Origin of the sequence: Bartonella clarridgeiae ATCC 51734, assembly GCF_000518185.1 — a bacterium.
GTDB classification, from domain to species: Bacteria; Pseudomonadota; Alphaproteobacteria; order Rhizobiales; family Rhizobiaceae; genus Bartonella; species Bartonella clarridgeiae.
Genome location: NZ_KI912397.1, coordinates 13,013 through 39,269 on the forward strand (window position 1 = coordinate 13,013; position 26,257 = coordinate 39,269).

Annotated in this window: 14 protein-coding genes, 3 tRNA genes and 1 pseudogene; 2 read left to right on the plus strand and 16 right to left on the minus strand. The window is 32.9% G+C overall.

All coding sequences use genetic code 11. The features are described 5' to 3' along the window. Window positions 1-46: 46 nt before the first annotated feature. The 3 genes from T420_RS0105560 to T420_RS0105570 form a co-directional block, all read right to left on the minus strand. A complete protein-coding gene (locus T420_RS0105560) occupies window positions 47-1,348 on the minus strand; it encodes a TolC family outer membrane protein (RefSeq protein WP_423775979.1) in 1,302 nt (433 codons plus the stop codon). A 50-nt stretch (window positions 1,349-1,398) separates the two neighbouring features. After that, window positions 1,399-2,073 carry a protein-L-isoaspartate O-methyltransferase family protein gene (locus tag T420_RS0105565; RefSeq protein ID WP_026501214.1) on the minus strand — a complete coding sequence of 225 codons (675 nt, stop codon included), beginning with the start codon at window positions 2,071-2,073 and terminating at the stop codon, window positions 1,399-1,401. A gap of 223 nt (window positions 2,074-2,296) precedes the next feature. Beyond that, window positions 2,297-2,370, minus strand: a tRNA-Cys gene (locus T420_RS0105570). A gap of 188 nt (window positions 2,371-2,558) precedes the next feature. Here T420_RS0105570 and T420_RS0105575 point away from each other — a divergent pair. After that, window positions 2,559-2,633: transfer RNA gene (locus T420_RS0105575), tRNA-Asn, on the plus strand. Window positions 2,634-3,423: 790 nt separating this feature from the next. On the opposite strand, the gene T420_RS0105580 is transcribed toward T420_RS0105575, so the two are convergent. Together T420_RS0105580 and T420_RS0105585 are read right to left on the minus strand one after the other, a co-directional pair. Further along, on the minus strand, window positions 3,424-4,674 hold the full coding sequence (locus tag T420_RS0105580; RefSeq protein ID WP_013545267.1) for a DEAD/DEAH box helicase: 1,251 nt from the start codon (window positions 4,672-4,674) through the stop codon (window positions 3,424-3,426). Window positions 4,675-4,943: 269 nt separating this feature from the next. Beyond that, a complete protein-coding gene (locus tag T420_RS0105585; protein WP_013545268.1) occupies window positions 4,944-5,474 on the minus strand; it encodes a hypothetical protein in 531 nt (176 codons plus the stop codon). Window positions 5,475-6,624: 1,150 nt separating this feature from the next. On the opposite strand from T420_RS0105585, the gene T420_RS0105590 reads away from it, so the two are divergent. Next, window positions 6,625-6,710 (plus strand) — tRNA-Leu (locus T420_RS0105590). A 586-nt stretch (window positions 6,711-7,296) separates the two neighbouring features. Here the strand turns inward: T420_RS0105590 and T420_RS0105595 are convergent. The 11 genes and pseudogenes from T420_RS0105595 to hflK form a co-directional block, all read right to left on the minus strand. Continuing rightward, window positions 7,297-8,211 (minus strand): YopJ/AvrA family T3SS effector serine/threonine acetyltransferase, encoded by a 915-nt coding sequence (locus T420_RS0105595; RefSeq protein WP_013545271.1) that lies wholly within the window; start codon window positions 8,209-8,211, stop codon window positions 7,297-7,299. A 1,009-nt stretch (window positions 8,212-9,220) separates the two neighbouring features. After that, window positions 9,221-9,292 (minus strand): annotated as a pseudogene (locus T420_RS07620) (phage antirepressor Ant); the annotation flags it as partial. 3,317 nt (window positions 9,293-12,609) lie between these two features. Next, window positions 12,610-14,295, minus strand: coding sequence for a BID domain-containing T4SS effector (locus T420_RS0105615; RefSeq protein ID WP_013545274.1), 1,686 nt, complete (start codon window positions 14,293-14,295; stop codon window positions 12,610-12,612). 414 nt (window positions 14,296-14,709) lie between these two features. Then, window positions 14,710-15,573 (minus strand): YopJ/AvrA family T3SS effector serine/threonine acetyltransferase, encoded by an 864-nt coding sequence (locus T420_RS0105620; RefSeq protein ID WP_013545275.1) that lies wholly within the window; start codon window positions 15,571-15,573, stop codon window positions 14,710-14,712. A gap of 243 nt (window positions 15,574-15,816) precedes the next feature. Beyond that, entirely contained in the window at window positions 15,817-16,692 is an 876-nt protein-coding gene (locus tag T420_RS0105625; protein ID WP_026501215.1) for an outer membrane protein, read from the minus strand. Window positions 16,693-17,339: 647 nt separating this feature from the next. After that, window positions 17,340-18,074 (minus strand): pyridoxine 5'-phosphate synthase, encoded by a 735-nt coding sequence (locus T420_RS0105630; RefSeq protein WP_013545277.1) that lies wholly within the window; start codon window positions 18,072-18,074, stop codon window positions 17,340-17,342. Window positions 18,075-18,151: 77 nt separating this feature from the next. Next, window positions 18,152-19,273 (minus strand): ATP-dependent DNA helicase, encoded by a 1,122-nt coding sequence (locus tag T420_RS0105635; protein ID WP_013545278.1) that lies wholly within the window; start codon window positions 19,271-19,273, stop codon window positions 18,152-18,154. A gap of 2,235 nt (window positions 19,274-21,508) precedes the next feature. Beyond that, window positions 21,509-22,384, minus strand: coding sequence for a tRNA (adenosine(37)-N6)-dimethylallyltransferase MiaA (gene miaA / locus T420_RS0105650; protein WP_013545280.1), 876 nt, complete (start codon window positions 22,382-22,384; stop codon window positions 21,509-21,511). Between the two features lie 76 nt (window positions 22,385-22,460). Then, on the minus strand, window positions 22,461-23,951 hold the full coding sequence (locus tag T420_RS0105655; RefSeq protein WP_013545281.1) for a Do family serine endopeptidase: 1,491 nt from the start codon (window positions 23,949-23,951) through the stop codon (window positions 22,461-22,463). 167 nt (window positions 23,952-24,118) lie between these two features. Then, the gene (gene hflC, locus T420_RS0105660; RefSeq protein ID WP_026501216.1) at window positions 24,119-25,042 is read right to left on the minus strand and encodes a protease modulator HflC; all 924 of its coding nucleotides are present in this window, start codon (window positions 25,040-25,042) and stop codon (window positions 24,119-24,121) included. Between the two features lies 1 nt (window position 25,043). Next, a complete protein-coding gene (gene hflK, locus T420_RS0105665; RefSeq protein ID WP_013545283.1) occupies window positions 25,044-26,177 on the minus strand; it encodes an FtsH protease activity modulator HflK in 1,134 nt (377 codons plus the stop codon). Window positions 26,178-26,257 lie beyond the last annotated feature (80 nt).

The following is a 26,257-nucleotide window of genomic DNA, read 5'->3' on the forward strand; positions in this document are numbered from 1 at the left end:
CTAAAATCATCCCAGCGGTAAAAATTACCGACTATATACTCGATCCTCAGCGAACATATTTAATCGTTTTCAAACCCAAATAATTTGCAGTCAATTTACCAATAGAATATTGAACATTATAGCTCGCAATTACAACATCACATTCTGCAGCTATTAGTGCAATCTGAGCGTTAATTAACTGGGTTTGAGAATTTAAAACATCCAGTGTAGTTGCCTGCCCTACACGATTTTCTTGAATACGACCTTTAAAAGCAATGTCAGCAGCACGAACACTCTCGCGATAAGCTGCAACAGATGCACGTGCACCTTCTAGCTGAAACCAAGCAGAAGTGAGCGCCTGTTTCACATTACTTTGGGCTAAATCAAATTGAAAATAAGCTTGCCTATATTGTTCTTTTGCCTGGCGAATCTGCGCAGACATACGTCCCCCTTCAAAAATTGGAAAACTAAGTGAAAGCCCTACTGATTGAGAAACTCCATCTTCCCCAGGTCCCCTATAAATTCGATTATAAGATGTTGTTGCAGATAAATCAACTTTAGGAAGCAATGCTCCTTCTTTGGCTTTGACATTATAAAAACTAGAATCAATTAAATATCTTGCATAAAGAATCGCTGGATGCGTAACAATACTAATTTGATAACCAGCATCAAGATTCACTGGTAATTCTCTTGCCACCAGTGGACGTTCTAATTTTGCAGGATCAACGCCAATTACTTGCCGATAAATTGCTTCTGCTGATTTTATATTAGCATGAGCAATACTGAGCTCAGAAACAGCAACAGAACGAGCTGCTTGTGCTTGGGCAAAATCAACACGTCCTCCTTCTCCTACTTCAAGTTTTGCTTTATCTGAACGCACTTGCTCTTCAAGGGCAATCAAATTTTTTCGACGAAGATCAGCAATACGACGCGCTTTGTATACATTAGCATATGCTATTACAACATCGAGAAACATATTTTGCTCAACATTACGAAAATATTCACGTTGCGCTTTCATTTTTAATTTAGCTGAAAAGAACGTATTTTGTGTGATAAAACCATCAAATAATCTTTGATTTAACCTTATTCCTATAAATCCAGAATTACTATAAGGAGCTGTAACAGCTTTGTTTCGACCATAGCTTCCAATCCCTTCAATTTTTGGTAAAAAGCCTGAGCCTGCAATAACTACATCATCATTTGATATTCGCACAGCCGCGCGCTCACTATTCAATTTAGCATTATACAGATAAGCTTTAGCAAAAGCATCCATCAATGTATCAGCGTAAGCTAATTCAAAGACAGAAATGCAAAAAATCAGAAATAAACATACTTGAAGTTTTTTGTTTATTTTAAACACAATATAAATCCTAAACTAATCATACTACTCTTTTTATCTATTCATAAAAAAAATCAGCATTAAAAAACAAAATTAGGGATTTTTAAAAATCCAGATAAGGGTTTCACAGAAAGATTAAAACCACGACAAGCCGAAATAGTGCTCTCTTTTTTTATATAGATTCGTGCAACACCAGCATTACCATATCCTTCAACCACAACAAGGCGCCCGCCTTCTCTCATTTGATCAAAAATACCATCAGGAATGAAATCAACAGAACCTTCAATAAGAATTACATCATAAGGTCCTTTAACAGTATATCCCTTCTCTAAGGTCCCATGAACGACCATCACATTATCACACTGATTACGCTCCAAAATCTTAACAGCCTGTTCTACAAGTACCTTATTGCTTTCTAATGCAATAACAGATTTCGCAAGTTTTGAAAACAATGCAGCACAATAACCACTATTTGCACCAATATCCAAAACAACATCTGATGATTTTACAGCTGCCAGTTGTAACAATTTTGCTAAAGATGCAGGTCTCATTAAATGACGTGCAGATAAATCATTCTGCGCAGGCAACAAAACAATATCAGTATCACGATAACTTAAATCTCTAATATTTTCTGGAACAAAATCTTCACGTGGCACTGTTAAAAATGCTTCGAGAACCAACAAATCAGTTACATCTACTGTACGAATTTGATTGTCAACCATTTTGCGGCGAAGTTCTACAAAATCTATTACCATCACTAGTCTTCTCTCCCATACGCAATAAAAGCCCCAACAAAGCAGTAACAATTAAGACATGAACATCTTCTACTACTATCGGTTTGACAAATAAAGCATGCTACAGTCAATAATTAAGATCCTCATTGCACCAATTTTAATGTACACGACATTCTACTTGCTACTCGCTACTAGGTACGAAAGCAGCTCATTTGAGATTTTGAGAATTATCAATCAAAATAGCTGGAGGCCTCGCCCGGAATCGAACCGGGATACAAGGATTTGCAGTCCTCTGCGTAACCATTCTGCCACGAGGCCTCATTAAAAATGTAAAGATCGTCAATAAGGGAAGGCAAAGCATCCGTCAAGGCAAAGAAGCTTTTTCTAACCTTTTTTCATTCATTCAACATTGTAATTTTGATATTTAAAAAATTAAAGTAATTTTTCTCTTTGCAAATCAACATTGCTTTGCTATAGCCTTTGTAATTTAGGTGATTATATACTGTTCCCCGGTAGCTCAGTGGTAGAGCAACCGGCTGTTAACCGGTTGGTCGCTGGTTCGAATCCGGCCCGGGGAGCCATATATTTTTATAGAACGCGTAACTTAATTTATTGATATTTTTAAAGATGAGGGACGATACATAAAGATAAGGGAATAAAATCTTAAATTTTCTTCTACAATGTATCGCGAATCAATACTTTTGTGAATTGTTTTATCGTTTTTATAAACTCTTTAATCTTTGTGATTTGATTTTTTGGACATTTTTCCAAACATATTATTGGGCATTTTGTTTGTTACGCTGTAAGATTTGTTTTGCCAAATTTAGTCTGATGACAGTAAAGTCTTTTCGCTCTAAATAAATTGAAGACCAATCGGTACAAGAATCACATTCATTTGTCGCTTACCCATTGAGCAAGATTAAGCAAGCATGTCGGCATTTTAATTTTAATTTCATTTTCTACTTCCAGCCACGTTATTGCTCTCTTTACAATTTTTTCTATTTGTTTTTTTATGTTTAACGTCTTTCCAAAATAAAAAAACTCTTGCTAAAGTTATAAAAAAGTGGCCAAAATCGCTATCATCAATAGCACCAATAGTGAGAATGGTGGACTTAAATGACACTACAATATACAAAGTAAACTAATTTCATATTAAGAAAAACACAACAGCATAACAGCGTATTTTTTTGCTTATTGCACCTAGATAATAGTTTTATATCTAACACTGTACGGTATTAAGTTTTAGTAATGCTTTGTAAACCTGCGCTACATAATTTCACTAACTTTCAGAACAGAATGACTTCGCATATTTTGTTTTTTTATGTTATTAATCGAAAGTTTTTACTTTGTGATTGTGCAATTTTACCAGTGCTACTTAAATTTTTTCCAACCTTTAGACCTTTTTAAATGGCGTTCCTTATTATCTTCTCGCTTATGAGTTTTCGGTTCAGGTAGCTTTTCCGGCAATGCTGCAAACTGAGGAGGAATTTCTTTGCGTGTTAATTTTATACGAATCAAGCGCTCTATAGCAGACAAACGTGCCCGTTCTACCTTTTCATCAAAAAGCGTAATAGCATCACCAGACGCACCATTACGTCCGGTACGACCAATACGATGCACATAACTTTCAGCGTTATCTGGCAAATCATAATTAATAACATGGCTAATTCCCGGTATATCAATACCACGTGCAACAATATCAGTTGCAACCAAAATTCTTACCAATCCTTCACGAAAATCTTTTAATGCACACTGCCGAGCATTTTGTGATTTATTTCCATGGATTGTCGCAACAGAATATCCTGTTTTTTTCAAACTACGCGCAACAGAATCAGCTCCATGTTTAGTACGTATAAACACAATAACTGAAGCCAAAGCAGGATTTGTCAAAAGTTTACTCAAAACACTTTTTTTTTCACTTGTAGAAACACAATACAGCACTTGAGTAATTTCTACAGCAGTGGTTCCCTGAGGAACAACTTCTATTTTTATCGGTTTCTTAAGTAAATTATCTGCAAGCACATTAACTTCTTTTGGCATTGTAGCAGAAAAAAGTGCTGTTTGACATTTTTTATGCAGAAAGTTTGCAATTTGTCGCACATCACTAATAAAACCCATATCTAACATACGATCAGCCTCATCTAGAACAAAAAAACGTGACTGAGAAAGATCAATATATTTACTACGGATAAGATCCATTAAACGTCCAGGTGTTGCAATTAAAATATCCACCCCCTTTGCCATCCGTTTAATTTGTATCAAACGCGACATTCCACCTAAAATCAAACACGTTGAAAGATGAGTTCCTTTTGCAACAGCACTAATTGCTTCTTCAATCTGAACAGCAAGCTCACGTGTAGGAACCAAAATTAAAGCTCGTGCAGTTTTAGGATGACGCTTATCACCTAAAGTTAAAATTCGGTTCAAAATAGGTAAACTAAATGCCAATGTTTTTCCAGAACCAGTTTGTGCAATCCCTAAAACATCATGTCCTTTTAACATTACTGGAATAGCTTGTGCTTGAATAAGCTTAGGTTTGCTCATACCAGCATTAAATAGGTTTTTAATTAAAAGAGAGGACAAACCTAGTTCTGCAAAAACATTTTCTTTACTTATACTCAAAATAAAACTTTCCCTAGCTCGATAATTATCAATAAATCACAAGCTAAACCGCAACATTCAAAAACTCACGCAATAGAAGAGTAGAGTCCTAATATTTAACTTTGTGGACCAACGCTTTAAATAAAAACAAGCTGCAAAATACTCCATTTGAGCATTTTATCAAAATAAGGTATATAAAATACTTTTGTGCAAAGATTTAAAATCAACACAAACGCTTCAATAGCAATATCATTGAATTAAAATAAAAAGCAAGCATTTTGCAAAATTATTTATTTTTCTATTACTATTTCCTTAGGCATATTCATTCGATTAAAATCAGGATAAATCTCTAAAAAGATTGTATTTTGTATAGTCTTCTGTCCCCCATAAACTAAAGACCATTTAGCATTATCAAAAATCGCTAAGGTTTTATATTTTATGATACGATCCTTTGTCTCAATCATAGTTGGAATCAAAGCATAAAAAATATCTTTATTAATTTGCTTATAGTCTATTTCTGTTTCATCTAAATGATAAGCATCAGCAGGCAGACTTTCAAACTGAATACGGAGTTTCTCGAGGAAATTATTGCGTAAACTATCCTCTGTTGTGTTTAACCGACGTGCCATTTCTTTATAAAGCCGATCAGGCATGTGAGTAGCAATAATAGAAAAATTTCTATTTTTCACAGCATTATTAATATCAACAACTAAACTTGAAAGTGCAGTTTTTTGCATTATTGTTGGTTCAGCTACTACATTATATGCTCCAATGCCTAATAATAAAAACACACTCAGCATAAAACAAAAAATGGATTTCACTTTTTATATCCTTTTGTTCAAAAAATTTTCAAATTACAAAATCAAATAACTCTTGATCGTCTGCAATATTACGATATGATTAATAAAAATCTTTAAATTTTCCCTATAAAATATAGAAATTAATATTTTTTTGAAAAAATAATTAATACAGAATCAAAATTTCTAGCTGACTTCTTTAAAGATACTAAAAATATACAAAATATCATCATCAGAATGATGATAATTGAACTGAAAACTACTTAAACTAGAACGTTGTGAAAAACTAAAAATAAAATATCTCCCTGAAAATATAAAATCGGTCCTTTAATATCTCGAAAATGTTCAAAATTAAAATTACCATCAGAAACAATTAGAAGAATCTTTTTCCTTAAATTCTTGATGAAAAATACTTTTCAGAGCATCAATCGACAAAAAATCAGCTATTTCAAGAACAATACTTCCAAAATTCAGCATTTCAAATTATTGAAAACAAATTCGATTTTTAAAAACTATAATAATAAATCTAGTAAAACTGCTCCAATATATCATAATTTAATGGACTAATTTCAGCTACAATAGCCTCATCTACAAAGTGTATCGATATTTTCAATTTGACAGATTTACTTAAACAAAGAAATCAACTTTCAACTCCTTTTAGCCCAACAAAGTGAAACTCTGTTTGTCAATCACATTAACATAACAAATTACTTACACCACTAACCAAATCAGTTCCTCCTACAAATACAATAATCAGATCTAGCTCGTTTATTTTCATTGATTTATTAGAAAGCAGCTTAGCATAAAATTTGTCGTTTGCTACTTATCAAGAATTTTGGAAACAAAATTGAAAGCATTACAAATTTTATATGCCATGTACAGCTATTAAATCTTTATGTTTCAAATAAACATCTGCATCATATTTTTAACCAAAAAAGCCATTTCATTGAGACAGCATTTCAAAAATTATGTAAAGCCATCATAGTTTTAGTTATATCCTAAACAAATTTACTCATAGCGTGAATTTATTTTCTCATAACATAAATATCACACAGATTTCCTTTAATCATAGGTTATAAATTTTCTGTCAAAAATTTTATTAAAAGTTGAACACTTTATCTTTTAATTATTAATCCTTGATTCAATAAAAGATATGCCTTATGGAAAACTGTCCGCGGACGTGATGAAATCGGTAAACATAGCAGACTTAAAATCTGCCGGCCTAAAGCCTTGCGGGTTCAAGTCCCGCCGTCCGCACCATTTTCTTAGATTTTTCCTTATTTTTCAATAAGCTATCTCAGAATTAAAAATAAACCACCTTTTGTAAAGACATTATAACGCTATCAGGTAGGATTTAGTTCTGAAAAATTGCGAATCAAAAATTCTTAATACAGCAAATTACTTAGGTATTTATCACGTACTATAAACATCTTTCATATTAGGAATGGCTTGAGAAAATATTCAAAAGTTAGGTTAAGTTGTAGAAAGTCCCAAAGCATCAAAGAATAATTTATATCTTTTTTTAGCATTATTTATAAGCTAATCAAATGAAACTACTTATAAGGTTTATATTTCTTATGATACCCAAAATATCCCATAGAATCGATTGTTAGTATATCAAATTCGCATCCTCGCAACATTCTTTTATCCTATTAGTTAAATCACAAATAATATAACAATAACCACACTTTCCTTGTAAGGATATTGTAAGCACACCATCACATCCAATAAAATTGCTATATGCGATAAATGCACAATTATATAGAATGAGAGCCCACAACAACCTGAAGGTTTAATCCCAGCCCTTATTTTTTTCAAAATTGATAATTTAATTAGAGATTTATACTTATCTCATTAAAGATTTATATTCATAAATCCTTTTCTTATGTGGCGAACAAGACACTTTTTTATCATCTATAACAACTGAGTTCTTATCAAACCTCTCAAAAATAACTTCATCCTTCTTGTTAACAATTTCATGTTTAGCTTCCGGATTTGATTTTATATACTCATTAAGTCGGTTTACACTTTGCGTATGTTTGTAAAAAGTGACTGGAAGATACTTATCTAACTGATCATAAGATACAAAAAAAGTATCTGATTTATATAAGACACCGTTAATATTATCTCTATGTAATCTTTCTAATTTATCAGATTCACAATAAAGCTTTTTAGCTAAAGCCAAACTAATAATTCCACATTCAGAAGAACTCCGTTGAATATCCATTTCCACTACAGAAAAATGACAAGGTAATTGACTTCTCTCAAGAGCTATTTTTACCTCGATTGCTAGCATTGCCGGTTTCATATGCCTGAATGATACAGGTTCAAATAATATCAAAGATGTCTTATTATTAACAGTTTGATGATCAATTACTGAAAAATGAATTCTGTCATTCCCTACGTTAACTATCAATCTGGAAGATTGAATCTCATTATCTATTGTGTTTTGTATTAATACAGGAACATCTTCAGGTGTTGCAGAAAATTTAAGGTTCATCAGTGGATATTTTTTGTTTGCTTTCTCTATCAGAGCAGGCATCATTTCGAGATCCAACTCTTCATAACACATATCAAACCAACTACCATGAGTAATGTCATTCTCTAGACGTGCAATATTAATTTTTAATGATGAATCTTTCCAAAAGATAAAATTGTATTTTTTCCTAAGTATAGCTTTTTCCTTTTGCTCAGATACAACATTGTTTTTATTTTGTTTTGAACAACGAATTTTATTTAGTAAATCTCTTAGTTTGAGCATAAATTAATTTCCATATTCAGAATTACCATTGGAGAACTAATTTCACATTGTGGTTTTACAATGTTGTGCATTAATCTCTTCCTCGTTCTAGAAAACGAAGAGATAAAGTTTTTCTTTGAAAACTAAGTTACTTTCGTGATAGATTTTTTAAACTTGGTTCATAAACTGTTAACAAAAGATCCATAATTTAGAAAATTCTAAATTTCAAAAATCTCTCATAATTGTCAGAATCTTAATGGCATTTGGCATTTCATCTTGAAGTTTTGTAATTAAAGCCTTTTCTATCATGCCCATAATTCTGAACAGAACCTTACAGTCTTTATATTTAATGTCTTCATGATTGGAAAGCTGAAACAATTTTATCCATAAACCACATAAGAAGCAGTCGATACTGTCACCATTGTACACCTCTGTGAATTTATTCACTCAGGTATGCTAATCCTTTAGGTTATGTTTAATTGAAGAAATGACTTGCCCCATTTGATTTTAAATTATAATCGTAGGACAGTCTATAAGATCTTTCTTGGTTTTTATCTTGTAAGATAACAAAAAAGCGCCTGAAGCACAACGAGAAACCCAATCATGACTATGCAAGTAATTCGTTCAATCTTTTGGTAGCATTATACCTTGGCCACTTCAATGAAACCAAACAAACCAACAGAGCATTTTAAACTTTCAAACGCTTCTACTGTTAAAATTAATTCAGCAATAATATTGTCTTTCCTCTCTATTTGTCCCTATAAAAAAGCCTATCATTTATCATTCACTGTAGCTTGAGTACTCTATCTATGTCGCCACTACTTGCTTTGCAAGTCGTTCCCATTCGATAAAGTACTGTCATACCTGTTTACCTTTTTCATTACGCTCTAACTATGAAAAGTTCTTTTGCCATATTCAAAGCGATATAACAGTCTACTACTTTAACAACTTTAGATTCCGTCCTTCCAGATTTTTGGAATAATAAATCTTACACCCTTATGAAATCGAAATCTTTATCCTCCTCAAATTTTTATTGAAAGATATACTCTTTCATCCAGGTAGAAAAACCTTTTCCTACTTGCAAAAACGCATGCAACTCACGTGCGTTAAACGTTTAAACAATTTCTTAATCAATCGCTTATTCCGATATCTTTATAAGAATATTCATGAGAACTCCTAGTTATTAGATATTTTGATTGACACCCTAAAAAAGTGTCAAGCACTCAAAACACGTAACTAGCTAATAGTTACGCTTTCCTCACAAAGGTATTTTATAGCGCAACTGCACCCAACGAAATTATCATATACTATCTAAGTCAAAATCTTTTAAATTTTCGCAGAGAAAAAATTATTTTATCAATCTATCCGCTATATGTTTAAGTTGTTTTTTAGGCCTGATTCATTCATAGAATATTATCACAAATGATAAAATCACTCTGTTAGCACTAAGCATAACAGCTTAAGAACATAATCTAGTGTCTTCTATTGCGACATTCCTGATAAGTGAGTTGATGTCGTATATTTTAGTGGTTAATCTTTCGTGAGTAAGTTTTTCATTAGCATTTGACATTTCTGATTTGAATGTAACAAATGCAATCAAGATGTTTTTTTGTTTTTCAATAGAGAATTTACCTTTATGAACTCTTGAAAAACATGATCTCCCATTTTTAAATGAGCGCACTTAGGAAATTCTCTTCCTTGAATGAAATCATAAAGCAAGATTGCTTTTTTCCAAAATTTTGTAGACTACATTGATTTTAGTTTCTCTTGAATTAAAATTTTTTAGAGACAATGGTAAAGATAAGTCAATAATATCTATTTCGAAAAACTGTGTTATTGCCTTTCCGTTTTTTTATTTTCTAATTAGTTTCTTTATCTGATAGCTATAAGAGATACCATGCGAAAATTCACAATTTCTACACTAGAAGCTATCATTTTTGCTTTCGGATCAGCGCCAAGATAACCAATTAAATTACTTTATTAAACGTTTTTGTAGATATTCACCATATTTACACTGCACAAAAAAATATTATAATAATTTATACATTATTATTCAATAATATAAAAATATTATTTAAATAAATACATTAATTTTTATAAAAGTGAATAAATTTAATTAAAATAAATTTTTAAAAATTTGATTTTATACAATTTTTATCTTTTTATTGAGTAACTTGTAATTAAGCATCTTTCTAGGTACTTGCCCTCTCATAAATCCACGCTTTTACCTGCACTTTGGTAATATAATTTACAGCCTCAGGAATATCATACTGATAAGTGTCTTAAAACTCTTGTGTGCCATCTTTATGCTTATAAAAATACTCAACAGCCCCAATATCCCATGTTAGATGACTCACCATTATTTTTATGAACTTTTTGCATTTGAGATTTACGCCGTGTTAAATGGAAATGTTTTAAAATCTGCATGTTTTCTCTCATATTTTTGCATCATGTTCCATTTTCTCAAATTTGACTGCACAATGCATTTCTTTCTCTATAAATTTGGATCAAAAATTATCAAATCGCTTTCTATGGTGTTGTTTATATCGATTTATAAAGTATATCTAATTTAAATCTGATCAGTATTTTTACGCAGAAGCTGAAAATCTATGTCTTTTACAGTGTGTAAATGCTAACTTCTAAATAAGCGTAAGCGGCTTCAAAGCTTACTCTTGCCATTTATCCCAGTTTTTTTTTAAGACTCTTCATGATACGATCTGCATACTTTCACATCTCACTTTCAAAAAGTTTTCATAGTAATTATATAATTTACCTGCGGACAGCATAAATGTCAGATTTAAACCATCCACTTTAACTTTCAACGGATTTTTAGTTCCCATTTGGAACGCCCAGCTTCTTATGCCTTCAAGCGTATAAAAATATACAAATGCTATAATTTTCCATTTGAACCCAGTTGACTTTAAACCCACTCGAAAAAACAAAAAATGTCGTTTTAATTTCTTTTTCTGTACTTTTTTCTTAAAAGTTTAAGATACACCATTGCTAAGGACGTAACTTTTTATGCAAATCGATAGTTTTTATATCAAGAGCCAAAAAAACAGTAATTATCTCGTCATTCTCAAACAAAAATTTGTATACACTGTTTACATTTTTAATCTCAAACCTGTGTTGTGCATATCTCCACCCATGTTGTTACCCTACTTGATAAAAACTTTCCATAACGTTTTTCCTTTTTTAGCTTTTCAACCACATTATGCATCCAGCTAGCTAGTTTTCTAGCTAATCACACTTGGTGACATCTTTTCCTATCTTGGCTACCTAAATAAACTTGAAATTTAGCAACCTCTGCTTTCACAGGCTCTGGAAGCGTACCTTTCTATATCGCCAAAACCGTAATTAGGCTCAAAATCAGCTAGTAATTAAACAACAGCTATTCAGCTTGAGAATTTTTCCCCTTTTTAGAAACGTTTTCTTACTTATGAGTACAGGCTAACTCTTGAACAACGTCATTAAGAATTTTTGAAAGCACTTATTCTTATGAAACTATTGATAGCAATTTTTCTAACTCATCCACCACGTCAATACGCCATAAGGTATAGAGCATCATAAACGAAATCGATTTTTTACTCATGAACAGGTGATTGATTTTCTGATGAGCGCTCAATTGCATTTAAAAGCTTCTCACAATCACGAGGCTCTTTTTGCTCACGAACCTGATCCTTTAGTTTCAAAAACCTCAAAAGTCTTTTTTTTTATTTATTATAATGATAATTTTAATTTTTTCTTCTTATTATAATTGTTAATGTTATTTTATTGTAGCAATGACCTCATCATGATTTTCTGATGAATTCCCTTTATGCTTATTTTCTTTCGTAGCAGCTTTTATGGCTTTTTCTAAAAACCTACTAGATTCTCATTGCAATTTTTTAATTGTGCTTCGACTTGTGTATTCCATAAATTTTCATTTAAGTGATAATTAATTCTTTCAAATGATTTTAAAAGTTTGTATTAAATAACCAACGATGTGTATTAAAATAAAAGTATCTTCACATATTAGTAAAGCATTGAATGCACTTACATAGTTTTCTCACCATCCGCTTCATTTTTTATAAATCACCCTCCTCAGATAGTTTAAGAACTAACTTTTAATTATCCTTTGGTAATACCATCACAACACTATCAAATAGAATCTGATCATGGCAAAAAACTGCGGATCAAACTCTCCTTTGTATTTATAAAAATTTCGCTACTTCAATAAAATCAAATGCGCTATCTGAACGTTTCAAACCTTCAAACACTTTTGCTTTGAATTCAGAAATTAAACCTAATCATAGCAAACTTTTTTGCCATGTTTCAAGTGATATAATGCTTTACGCTTAGCTCTGCTGATCTTGAGAGTTGTTTCAAAAATCCCTCATAAATATTTAATGAAGATGCAAAAGCACGCATTTTAACAAGTTAACAAGTCATATTCATTGCATTTAACCGTTTCATTCTGGCCACTTGCAATTGTCTCTGCATTTCTTTGATTTTCTTAATAGTTCTTATAACAGTTTTTGCTTTACTTACTGATGTACCAATACTTTGAGCGAAATGCTCATAGTTATCATCATTGAGTGCTTTACATTCACATGGAGAAAGACGAGAATTAACCTTAGCCATAAAATTACAGAGATCTTTATTAAAAGACAAAAGAGCTACTGATTTTAAAGCTTCTTGCCACATATTTTCTGGCAAATTAAGAATGCGCTGAACTACCTGGCTGGGCATTTTTACCGCTTGTTTACAACGTTTTTGTTTTTCTTGATGCTCCTTTAAAATTGCATTTTTAGAAGCTTCTACAACATTCCCATAATCTTCAATTGCATTACCAAGTTTATAAAGATTCTCCTCAACTTTTTGTATGCCGGATCCTCTATGCTTATTCTGATTGTATGCCGGATCCTCTATGCTTATTCCGATATTCGAAAATTTAATAATAGATTCAGAAGAATCTATAATTTGTTTAGCAAACATTTTAGCAAAACTCGGCTCTGCATTAATCATGTCTATAGTTTCTTCCAACCTTTTTGAATCGCCATAAACAAGTTTTGAATAATGTTTAATTTTCTCCCGTTGTGCTTGAACAGAGACATGTTTTACAATCTTTTCAATAATTTCATCTTCCGTCAAAGTAGCTATTTTTTCCTCTGGGATAAAAATGTTTTCAAGATTTGCAGTTTTTGCAATGGTAAAAGTGAGCTTGTCATCAAGCTTTAATGCCCTTAATTGTTCTGGTGTAAAATAATCTTTATTGCATACGATGCAAACATCTTGCATTTCTATTGTAATGAAATCTGAACCAAAGCTTTTACAATACCCCGTATAGGTCACATCTTCTTTTGGTACCATAACGATCTGACATCCCAACTTTAAAAGATCAACCTCATTCATATCGCTCATGAATTGCTTTAAAATACGCCGCTTCTCTGGATTGGAAATATCTTCAAACATATGTTGCATAGGCTCTAAATTTCTATCTTGCATTGCCTTAACACTCACATACTCCATACGTTTTGTTGTCACGACAGAGAAGTCAAGCGTATGACCTGCAGCTTCGGCAAGTTTTAAAAAAAACATTCGTTGTGTGCGTCCATTACCTTCTCTAAAAGGATGTGTATAATTGATAGAAGCAAATAATTCTGCTGCATGATAGACAAATTCTTCACGCGATAAACCTTGTAAATTATTCTTCTCGACAAGTATTCGGTCTATCTTTGCTAAGTTTTGCTGAATCTTTTTACCAACTGCGAAATACATATTGGAATTGCTCTTTTTCATCTTTAACACCACGGCACTTGTGCCATCTGAAAATGCAAATGGAACATCACGAGTGTGTCCAGCCCATTCAAACGTATTCTCAAATAAGCGTTTATGCAAATATTTTAGATAGGTAGAATCAAACCGTTCTGGACAAGGTTCCTTCATCAAATTAACGACTGCTTTTGCTGAATCATGGGCACATCTCGACTCCAAACTTTTAAAATCCGTGATTCCATATTTATTTTTCAGCACATTACTATTAGGATAGACGTAATTGTAAGGTGAGAATAGGTCAGGTTGTTGTAGCGTTACCGTTATACTTACTCGCTTTGACTCTTTCATAGTTGAAACCTTATATATTTTATAAAAATGCTAAATTTCTATAGTAAATAATCTCCCCCCTTGTGTATCCTTCTAAAATTTAAGTATTTTAGTAAAAAAACCTTCCCCCGCACACAGATTAATGACTGTATCCACTGGTCTGCAATACCATTACAAATTGTCTTGAGAATTATAAAATGACTAATTAATATTTTTCACGAACTCTGCCTTGCTGCTTAATTGGCTTGCATAAATAAAAAACGTAGCTTTTATTCTCTATACTATTTACCATCTTGACACAAATACCTACAAAAGTAACTCCCTTCCTTTGACAGGCAAGATAGTGCAAAAATCAAATGAATTCACAAAAATTAACACATCGGAAATATACATATCGCTTTTCATTCACATAAGCTAATAATAACTAAAATTTCATCATCTTATTAATGATCTATATTCAGAAATCCTTTTTCTATGTGATGAAACAGATACATTTTTCTTATTGACCACAATTGAATTTCTATCAAACCTTTCAAAAATAGTTTCATTTTTTTTATTAATAATTTTATTTGCAGCCTCTGGATTCGATTTCACATATTCATTAATACGACTGATACCTTGTGCATGTTTGTAAAAAGTAACTGGAAGATATGTATCCAACTTATCATAAGGTAAATATGACTCGCAATCACATAAAACACCGTCAATATTATCTTTGTGTATTCTTTCCAACTTTTCTGCCTCATGATACAGCTTTTTAGCAAGAGCCAAACTAAAAATTCCACACTCAGAGAAACTTCTCTGAATATCCATTTCCACAATGGAATAGTAACAAGAAGGCAATTGGGAAGCTTCAATGACTCTTTTCATTCTCGATATAAGTATCTTTGAAATCTTATGATCAAGTTTTGTAGCCTCAAATAATACCAAGGAAGTCTTGTCATCGATGGTTTTTAAGTCAATTACCACAAAATGGGGCATACTCCTATTCAGTATATTCGTTATAAACCTTGAAGATTGAATCCCATCATCGATAGTTTTTTGTACTGATACGCAAAGATCTTCAAATGTCATAGCAAGTTTAAGATTCATCTCTGGATATTTATTGTTTGCCTGCTTTACAAGAGCAGGCATCATTTTAAAATCTATATCCATATAACCTTTTGTCATCCAACTACCATCAATGATATCACTCTCCAAACGAGTAATAAGACCTTCTAATGCCTCTCTTGCGATATCATTTTCCTCAGTTATGAATGAATCACTGGCTCGATCAATTGAATTGAATAACCGCAACATAGCATTAATTCCCATATTAAAATCGAGTTTAATATTGATTTTTGTACTAATTAAATGACATCTTGCATTAAAAAACTCCACGACTGAAAAGATAAAAAGATGAAGCCATGTTTTAAATTTAAGCAATTTTCATTATAGATCTTGCTACAATTCCATTTTTTTTCAACTTAAAATCTCGAGAAGATGGACATATATAAAAATAAAATCGAAAAAACATATGACTCTTTCAATTAATAAGATAAATCAAAATTTATAAGCCACACCAACAGAGAAACCATTGGATTTATATTTAATTGTAAATCTCTCCTTCGTAAATTCCTTGTTATTAAAATCTGAATAACGGTATTCCGCGCGTAAAATAAGATTGTCAGTCACTGCAAGATCTAAACCACCACCAATGGTAAAACCAATCATTGTCTTTTTTTCAGACTCCATAGAAAAATCTAATTGTGATGATTGTGATGATTGTGATGATTGTGATGATTGTCTTATTCCAGTTTTAAGAGTTTCCTGTGTTACTGTTTCCATTACATAAACATCTTTAAGATGTGTATAAGCAACACCACCAGCAACATAAGGCATAATACGATCAAAACCAAACCCGATACGAACTCGTGTAGCACCAACCCATTTTTGTTTTAAAGTTTGCTTTAAACTAATAAATTGCTCAAGTGAAAAACCTGGAAATATTTTATTACTAACGTTATCCTTATTACTAACGTTATCCATCTTTCGTAAAGCCATTACAAAACTGTCCATATCGACAGATTTTTCATCCTTTGCACCAGACCAATTAATATCTGTATCAAAACCTAGAACAAGCCCATTGTTGACATCAAAACTTGCACCTGCATAAAGACCACCTATAACACCTGAAAATTTAGGTGACGGATTATTTTTAAATAAGAGTTTTTGTCTTTCACCTTGAGTAGACATATAGGAAGTACTCGGACCTTCAAAACCACCAACATGCCCACCAAAATAAATACCTGTCCATGAAAAGTGAGGAGGAGAAATGACCGTTGGAATGGTAGATGACTGATAAGGAATTACAAAATCTGCTGCCTGTGCTTCAGAAACTAAAAGTAATGCAAAAATAGATGTTGTTAAACGTTTCATATAAAACTCCGAAAAATCTACAGAAAAAAAGCTACAATAAATACATAATGATACATATTTTTTCAAAAAAATATGTAGTAAAAATAATACAATTACAAAAAATAATAATAAAATATTGCTGAAATTTATGACTTTTTATAATTCTGCACTGAATCACTCAAGTATTAATCAATATTATTTTTTTATTTTATTAATAACGTAATGATCTTTAAAAACTATAATCTAATTAAAAAATAATTTTTTCAATTGCTTAAAAAGATAATTAATAAAGTATTCTCTGTACTTTCCATTACTATCAGATAATTAATATCAGAAATTAGGATTTTTAATAAATTAAATATACTATACTCAAAATGAAATTAATTTACATTTAGAAAGCTATTTAAAAATATTACCTGTCATATCTTAATTAAAATTGTAAAATTATTTTATTCAAGTCTGATCTCAATCAATATTTTCCAGATCTCGCGCCTAATATTTCTATGCTTCTGATATAGAAATTAATAATTTAATGGTTAATAAGTCATTACACAATAATATAGTGCTTTTCGGCAATTTCATCAGAGTATTTAGATACTAAAATATAATCTATAACCTATCATTACACTTTCTTGAATAGATATCTAAATATTAAATAGACAAAAAATTTATACCAATAACTGAATGAAACGCTGAACAGTTTCATGCATCCCATATTCTAATGCATCGGCGATAAGTCCATGGCCAATAGAAACTTCATTAATCCAAGGGATCCGATTAACAAGAGCAGGAAGATTAGCAATTGTCAGATCATGACCTGCATTAATATCTAATTTTAATTCCCTTGCATTTTGTGCTGCTAAAACTAATTTATCTAATTCCTGTGTTTGTTTTTTTTCATCATTAAACGCACCACCATAGGGTCCAGTATAAAATTCTATACAATCAGCACCAATAGCTTTAGCAATATCGAGACTATCTAAAACTGTATTAGCAAATAATGACACGCGAATATTTTTTTCTTTTAAACGCTGAATAATAGGTGCTAAAAATTCTGCATTGCTAGCAAAATCCCAACCATGATCAGAAGTTGGCTGATCTGGAGCATCAGGAACAAGAGTAATCTGATCAGCATATTTTTCTGCTAAATTTAAAAATGTATCACTTGGATAACCTTCAATATTAAATTCAGCATTAGGAAAAGAATTATTCATTAAAAAACGTATATTTGGTAAATCAACAAAACGGATATGTCTTTCATCCGGACGTGGATGAACTGTCAAACCTGCTGCACCGGCAGAAAGTGCTATATATCCAATATTTTCAATGCTTGGCCATGGAAGATTACGCCTATTGCGCAAAACAGCAACAGCATTAAGATTAACTGAAAGTTTTATTGCCATACACTATACCACTTCTATAATATTAACGTTAAAAAGAAATATCTTAGCATAATACCAAACAATAAAATATTCTTGCGCTATCGAACAATTGTTAAGCGCTCTGCTGCTCGTGTAATTCCCGTATAAAGCCAACGTGCGTACATATCACGAAATGCAAAACTTTCATCAAATAAAACTACATTATCCCATTGAGAGCCCTGAGCTTTATGGACAGTTAACGCATATCCATAATCAAAATCATCATATCTTTTTTTTAATTGCCATGAAACTTGATTATCAGGATTCTCAAAAATTGCTTTTAGAAGTTTAATTTTTGCCACGCCACGTTCACTATCTTCTGGCTTAATAATAAGATTTATACCTGGTCTTACAGTCTCTTTTTGTGAAGTCATAACTTTCCATAAAGATCCATTCAACAAGCCTTTATTAGGATCATTTCGTAAACATACAAGTTTGTCTCTAACCTGCGGACAATCCGTTGTAAATCCTTTTAACTCACGTAAACGTTTATTATAAAGATGACGTGTTCGATTAATTCCTACTAAAAGCTGATCAGCTTCCATTACTAATTGTCGACTAACCTCTTTACGAGTAATAACACACGCTGAACCATAATCTCCATAAGCAATATCACGTCCCTCACGCACATCCATAGCTAAACGAATAATTGGATTATCACGTGCTTGTCTATGAATTTCTGATAACAGAAAATCTGGCGCGTTCTCAGAAAAAAAACCACCCCCCGATATGGGAGGTAACTGACCAGGGTCACCAAGAACAAGAATTGGGGTTCGAAAACTCATTAAATCACGCGCTAATTGCTCATCAACCATTGAGCACTCATCAACAATAACAAGTTTAGCTTGCGCAACTGGACTTTGTCGATTTAATGCAAACGTTGGAGCAAGGGATGTTTTACCCGTTACTTCATCAGAAACTTCTTCTTCACCGCGAGGGCAATAAATCAATGAATGAATAGTACGAGCATTACTCGCCCCCTTAGAACGTAAAACTTGTGCCGCTTTACCTGTGAATGCAGTAAATTGAACAGAACCATCAACTGTTTCAGCAAAATAGCGAGCAAGTGTTGTCTTTCCGGTTCCTGCATAACCAAAAAGACGAAAAACAGGCGACTTCCCATTTTTCAACCATGCGGCGACAGCCTTTAATGCATTATCCTGTTCTGTTGAAAACTGCATGACCTATAAAATAAGATTCGCATAAAAAGTGCAAGCACTCTAAAAATAAAACCACTATAAGAAACAGTTTTTATCTGTATAATATTCTCTAAGCTATAATTCACTATTGCCATACCTATTGGCATATTCTATGGCAGTTAAAACCTATAGAACATTAATAAACTAATCAATTTTCAAATCTTCAATCATTTCAAAAATGAAGTGACTAAAATAAAATTTTAAATCTGGATTGTAATGTTTTTCACTTTTCATACAAGTACTTGTTCTTCAATAGAAATAATATAGACTACTACTATAGTTAACCTCATCAGAAAATAACATATAATTATCCATATACTTAGATAAGATTATTGGAAAATAATTTACAGAACTGTTGATACAATAATCAAATAAAATTAGCTTATCACAATTAATAACCTGTTTAATTTTATCATCAAACTCATCTGAACTTAAACAACGAATTCCAACAGCTTCATAAGCCTCTACTAATTTAACAAATCTGGCATTACTCCTGTGTAAAAATGAGAAAGACGATTATCATATAGTAATTATTGCTGCCATTACATTAGCACACCACAACGCTGTACTAAATGTTCAAAATAAAATTTTGGAGATATTAACTGCATTGCTATTACAAGTTCCTGAATATCGATCTGAATTAAAGCTTCACTGACAATATATAACACTGCCATAAGGATGTACGACTTAACACCAATAGCATAAGAAAAAACATAATCTATTGCTCCAAATCCAACAGATGTTATCTAACTATCTAATGCTTTGGTTCATCAAATAATAATATTGACCACCCTCACTCTGGTTTACCCAACCCCAGATGTAATATAATACGAGTTTTTTATAAGCACATAAAGCTGATCAATTAATTGTAGCATTAACGTTTTCTTTTCAACGAATCCTAGCGTATTACACACCCGCCAGCGATTAATTTCCACCCACCACTCAATTAAAGCTTTCTTTATTAATCCTGATTATTTCCGATGTAAACATTGTACTATCTCTTTCAAGATACAGGCTGCATTCCAATAAGTGCAACATCTAATCTTACTGTATTCTTGATAAAAGAAGGATCAATACCAACGTGAATAATCGGCACATAAATAGCAAAATTAAATCGTCCAGCGTACGATCATCAAACCGTACATCAACAGTCACCATAAAATCACAGTCATGTAATGTCATATTAGCTTCATAAGTCCCATCCATCGCAAACCAATTTTACCACAAGAAAAGTAAGTACCAAACCTAATTAATATGGAAGTAATCGAAAAATCTTCCAATTTTACCAAACCACATAATAACTGCACAGCTTCAAAACCTGATGAAATAATACCCCACCAGAGTAAATAACAGGCTTTTAAAAGAGAAACAGTATATTTAACAGCCTTCCCTCCCTTTTATAAACGCATAGATATCATACCTTGAGGTATTTTATTAAATATCTGAAGCAAATTTTATATCTTTAGGAATGTCAATAAAAACTAGTCCCAGACGACCAATTGAGGAATATAAGCTTCATGAATAAGCTATAGCAAGATCATTCACATTTGTAACTAACCAATTCTTTTTCGTATATGATCTGCAATACTAACTGTATCTAACTTTTGGACAATCATTTATTTCAGTCAACATTGTAGTTACCTAACCAGAAAACAAACAATCAATGTTGCATCTATTAATGCATTCTGCAGAGGAATACAGCATTGATCACAAAAGAAGCAGAAGTTACACACATCACAGAAATCTTCCCTACATTACAAGCATAACCCTTATATCATAACCTGCTATTCGCTCATGACGTACTAAAATACACTGAAATGAAACTTGTTGATAAATTGCATTAAATACTAAAAACAGCACCACAAGAATAACAAAAATATGTTTCATTCTCTTATTAAATTAAGAGCTTGAATCGTCATTTCAGTCCCTGACATTATTTTCCCATCTACACTCTATTCTGCTCTTGGCTAATTCTTCATTTTCCCTCAATCATTCCACAAAAAAATAAATAAAGGCTTATAAAAAGCCTACTGATATGAGAAGAAACATCATATGACCGACTATATTTCAAATAATGCATGTTATAGTCAAAACACTATCGTATGGATAGAATCCTAATTTTATCGATGCTATTATTTATTAATAAAAATTATCTTTAAAAAATTTTTTTCTAAAATATTCTCTCCTCTCTGAGTTATCCTCAAGCGCTTAATATTTTTATGCAGCAATAATCTTCCATTCCCCATTCAATTGATTACGAAACCACGTCATTTGCCTTTTTGCATATCTCCTAGTTTGTTTTTTCGCTGTTTCAATAGCATTTTCAAAACTTAAATATCCATCTAAATAAGCTATAAGTTCAGGTAAACCAATAGCTTTCATCGCTGGCAATAAAGGAGAAAGCATAAGCTGCCTTATAGCAAGCACCTCCTGTAAAACTCCTTGTTCAACCATATTATCCAATCTCTTATTGATTCTCTCATAAAGCTGCTGACGTGGTGGAATGAGAAGAATTTTTTCTAAACAATCCTTTGCAATCAAAGATGTAGTTTTTTGCTTCTGCCACCAACTGAGCGTTCTGCCAGTCACATCATAAACTTCCAAAGCACGTATAATGCGTTGACCATCTTGTTCAACAATACGCTCGGAGAGTGCAGCATCAACATGCAATAACTGACGATAAAGGCTCTCAGCTCCCTCTTCTTGAAGTCGACGTCGCCATTTCTGCCTACAAATATCTGGAATATGAGGAATTTCTGAAAACCCTTCCAAAAGCGCACGAAAATAGAGCCCTGTTCCACCAACAAAAATAATTGATTGCGATGTAATTACATTTAAAAGTTTTTCGACATCACGTAACCATTGTCCTACAGAATAACTAAGAGAAGGATTCACAGAACCATAAAGATAATGTGGAACAATCGTAGTATCAGCTTTTGTCGGCCGTGCTGTCAAAATGTTTAAAATATCATAAACCTGCATTGAATCGGTATTAACAATGACAGCATTTTTTTCCTGAGCCATTTTCAATGCAAGTTTTGACTTACCGCTTGCAGTTGGGCCAGCTATCAATGTAACTGTTCTTCGCGTCATAAAAAGGAATGCCTTTATCTTTTTCCTGCAAACATCACTGTTATTGACATCAGTAACACATAAGGAAATTAAAATATCAATCCATTTGGATTGTTACAAATCGCAATTCCCCATCTGGACGAGCAACTACAAATAAAGCATTTTTACGCCCAGCTTCACGTAATTTATGAAAACGCTTTTTGGCATCCTCAATTGTTTTGATTGCAATCTGATTAACATCAACAATCACCTCACCAACGCGAATACGCTTCTTATCAGCTACACTATTTTGTGCAACAGATGTTACAATCAATCCATTAAGTTTATCTGCAATTGAATAACGCTGACGCAAGTCAGCTGTCAATTCTGATAATGTCATTCCCATAAACTGCATTGTCATCTTTTCTGGGAAACTATCACCTTTTTCATTATCAGAGTTTTCCGTTATATTTTCATCTGAATCTGTTTCAACCAAACGACCAAGTTTAACTTTGACTATTTTTTCTTGCCCATCACGCAAAACCGTAACATTAACTACTTCCCCTTCTGAAACTTCTGCTACTAAACGCGGCAAATCATGTGCATTTTTAATTTTGGTATTTCCAAAACCAAGAATAACATCACCAACATGCAACTGACTATTATCAACTTCTGCATTTTCTATTTTACCTGCAACTAATGCTCCAATAGCTTTATCTAATTTTAAATTTTTGGCAATATCATCTGTAACTGGTTGAATCCGAATAGCTAGCCAACCACGCTTTACTTCTCCAAAATCACGCAACTGATTGATAACAGAAAGAGCCATATCAGATGGTATAGCAAAGCCAATACCAATTGATCCACCGGAAGGAGAAACAATCGCTGTATTAATTCCAATCACCTCACCATTTCTATCAAATAGCGGGCCTCCAGAATTACCTCTATTAATCGCCGCATCTGTTTGAATAAAATTATCATAAGGTCCAGCATTAAGGTCACGATTACGTGCAGAAATAATTCCAACCGTTACACTACCACCAAAACCAAAGGGATTACCTATAGCCATAACCCAATCACCAATACGTGCTTTTTCTGAATTACCAAAACGTACAGCTTTTAATTTTTTCCCCTCTGGTGCAACCTGAAGCAAAGCCAAATCTGTTTTGCTATCTTTTCCAAGCAATTTTGCCTTTAGCTTTGTGCCATCAGTAAAATTAACTTCAATATCATCAGAATCAACGATAACATGATAATTTGTAACGATAAGTCCTTTTTGTGCATCAATTACAAAACCTGATCCTAAAGAACGAATTTTTTGAAATTGGCTATCTTTCTTATCACCTTCAGGTGTAAAAAAATCATCAAAATATTCTTGTAATAATGAATCTTTTGGGATAACGGGTGAAGAAGTATCTTCATCCTGTTCAGTCCCATCAACCATTTGTGCTGTAGAAATATTCACTACAGTATCTAAAAGCGTTGCAACTAAATCAGGCACTGATAACGATGTATCTTTTTCCAAAATAACATTGGACCAACCTATTGACGCCAATAAAAACAACACCATAGAGGTAGTGACCATTATAGCAAAACGCTTAAGAAACATATTTTTACCTATAATATACGTTAGCCAACACTGCTAAAATATCATTAAACCCATTTATATGAAACTAGTACGCCCTCTACAAGATCATACCACTTTCATCATTAAAGAAAAAAGAAAAAAATCTCAGATCAAGTTTTCATAAAACAACATAATCTTATGACGGCTTTCTATTTATCAATCACCACCTTATTATCCAAAACCTCTACAGGTAAAAACGCCTTATTTGCTTGTGGGGGATTACGGAAATAAAAAAAGAAGTCCTCTTTTGGTGAAATCACCATCGACGTGTTTTCTAAGTTCTTGTATTGTTCCATTGCTAACCAAAAATCGTAAAATGATGGATTAGCTTTTCGTGCATTCAATAAAAGACGAATACTTTCAGCCTGCCCTTCACCGCGAGTGATTTCAGCATCACGTTTTGCTGCTGCTACGATTTCCTCATATTTACGATTAGCTTCCGCAATAATGCGATCCCGTTCTTGCTGACCACGAGCACGAATATCTTCTGCAGCCGCCTCACGCTCAGCCGCCATTTGTCGATATACATCCTCTGAAACAGCATCTGTTAAATCAGTTTTGCGAATACGTACATCAACAATAGTAATACCTAAAGAGCCTGCATCTACAGAAAATTGGCGTTGTACTTCAGCCATCATTGCTCCACGTTCATCTGATAAAGCGGCTCTAAATTCTCGCTTACCATAAACAGCACGCAAAGCATCAATAAAACGCGGTGCAAGGTTTTCACGTGCAGCAATCTGTGGACGGCCAGATGCAATACGCTGTAAAAATAGTTTAGGATTCGTAATACGATAAATAAAAAATGCATCCACTTCATAATATGCACCACCTCGAACCTGCACAGATTGCGTAGGCAAATCATAGCGCAACAATCGATTATCAATAATAATTATATGATCAAAAAAAGGAATTTTAAAATAAATACCAGGTTTAGGCTCCACATTAACGATCTGTCCAAAGCGTTTAATCGCTACTTGTTGACGAGGATAAACAATAAAAACAGACATCCATAAGGCTACAAAAATAAATATTATAATCCCCAAAATAAAAAAGAAACGAGATTGCTGCATATTAGTATCCCCTAGAAACGTCAGAATCTAACCGCACTGTAGGACGTTCTGATTTTGTTGTTATTGTTTTATTTGGTGAACTGGACAGCAATTCGTTCAGAGGTAAATAAGATACCGCTGGAGAAGCTGTCTGATCCAAAACCACTTTTCTTGGAGAAGAAAGAATACGCCCCATAGTTTCCATATAAAGACGATAGCGAGCAGCCTCCGGCGCAATTGCAGCTTCACGCGCTATAGCTCGAAAACGTTCAGAACGCCCTGTTGCTTCTTCAATCATCTGCGCCTTTTCACCTTTTGCGATTTCTCGTGTACGTGAAGCCTCACCATTAGCTAAACCCATCTTAGTAAAATGCACACGATTACCTTCTTCAATCATTCGCCCACGTTCCTGTTCTGCCTGTTGAACAGAATTAAATGCAGCAGCAACTTTAGTAGGAGGAGCAGCTTCACTGATTGAGACACGATTTATTTCAACACCGAGTTGGTACTTATCTGCAGTCAATTGAATAATTTTTTTGACATCATCAGCCACTTCTTCTTTCTTATCACGTAACACATCATCAACTGGCCGTGAACCAATCACCTCACGCATTGCACTTTCAGCAACTTGGCGAACTGTACCTTCCTGATCATTCACATTAAACAAAAACTGGCTGGGACTTGAAATCCGATAATATACAGAAAAATTAACATTAACAATATTCTGATCACTCGAAAGCATCAAGCCTTCACTTTGTTGCAACTGACCAGACTGACCACCAATAGCAATGTTTTTTTCTGTTAGAGGCACTTTCATATAGGTTTCAATCGGCCAAAAATGAAAATGTAGACCATCACTGATAATCCCTTCTTTAGGAATACCAAAACGCAATTCCACTGCTTGTTCATTTTGCTGAACGATGTAAATAGATTGGAAAAACCATAAAAGCAAAGCAAGTAGAAATAATATAATGAAAATGCTATTGCCACCAAACCGCTTGAGCTGATCCTGCCCTTTACGGAAAATATCATCAATATTAGGACCGTTACCACTGCCAGAACCGAAAGGCTTTTTAGGTGGTAATTTTTTATCCCCATCGAGTTTATTTCTATCGCCACTCCATGGGCCATTGCCATTTTGATTTGTCCAGGGCATTATCACCTCATTTAAATTAATGTTATTAATCAAAGTCTAATAATTTACAAAACTTGATCCTTGATCTCAGTTTAAAGTGC

Coding starts and splice junctions, on each gene's coding strand:
- hflC (WP_026501216.1), bottom strand. CDS start 25,042: ATGCAGCAATCTCGTTTCTTTTTTATTTTGGGGATTATAATATTTATT.
- T420_RS0105635 (WP_013545278.1), bottom strand. CDS start 19,273: ATGCAGTTTTCAACAGAACAGGATAATGCATTAAAGGCTGTCGCCGCA.
- hflK (WP_013545283.1), bottom strand. CDS start 26,177: ATGCCCTGGACAAATCAAAATGGCAATGGCCCATGGAGTGGCGATAGA.
- T420_RS0105565 (WP_026501214.1), bottom strand. CDS start 2,073: ATGGTAATAGATTTTGTAGAACTTCGCCGCAAAATGGTTGACAATCAA.
- T420_RS0105595 (WP_013545271.1), bottom strand. CDS start 8,211: ATGCTCAAACTAAGAGATTTACTAAATAAAATTCGTTGTTCAAAACAA.
- T420_RS0105625 (WP_026501215.1), bottom strand. CDS start 16,692: ATGAAACGTTTAACAACATCTATTTTTGCATTACTTTTAGTTTCTGAA.
- T420_RS0105615 (WP_013545274.1), bottom strand. CDS start 14,295: ATGAAAGAGTCAAAGCGAGTAAGTATAACGGTAACGCTACAACAACCT.
- T420_RS0105655 (WP_013545281.1), bottom strand. CDS start 23,951: ATGTTTCTTAAGCGTTTTGCTATAATGGTCACTACCTCTATGGTGTTG.
- miaA (WP_013545280.1), bottom strand. CDS start 22,384: ATGACGCGAAGAACAGTTACATTGATAGCTGGCCCAACTGCAAGCGGT.
- T420_RS0105630 (WP_013545277.1), bottom strand. CDS start 18,074: ATGGCAATAAAACTTTCAGTTAATCTTAATGCTGTTGCTGTTTTGCGC.
- T420_RS0105620 (WP_013545275.1), bottom strand. CDS start 15,573: ATGTTGCGGTTATTCAATTCAATTGATCGAGCCAGTGATTCATTCATA.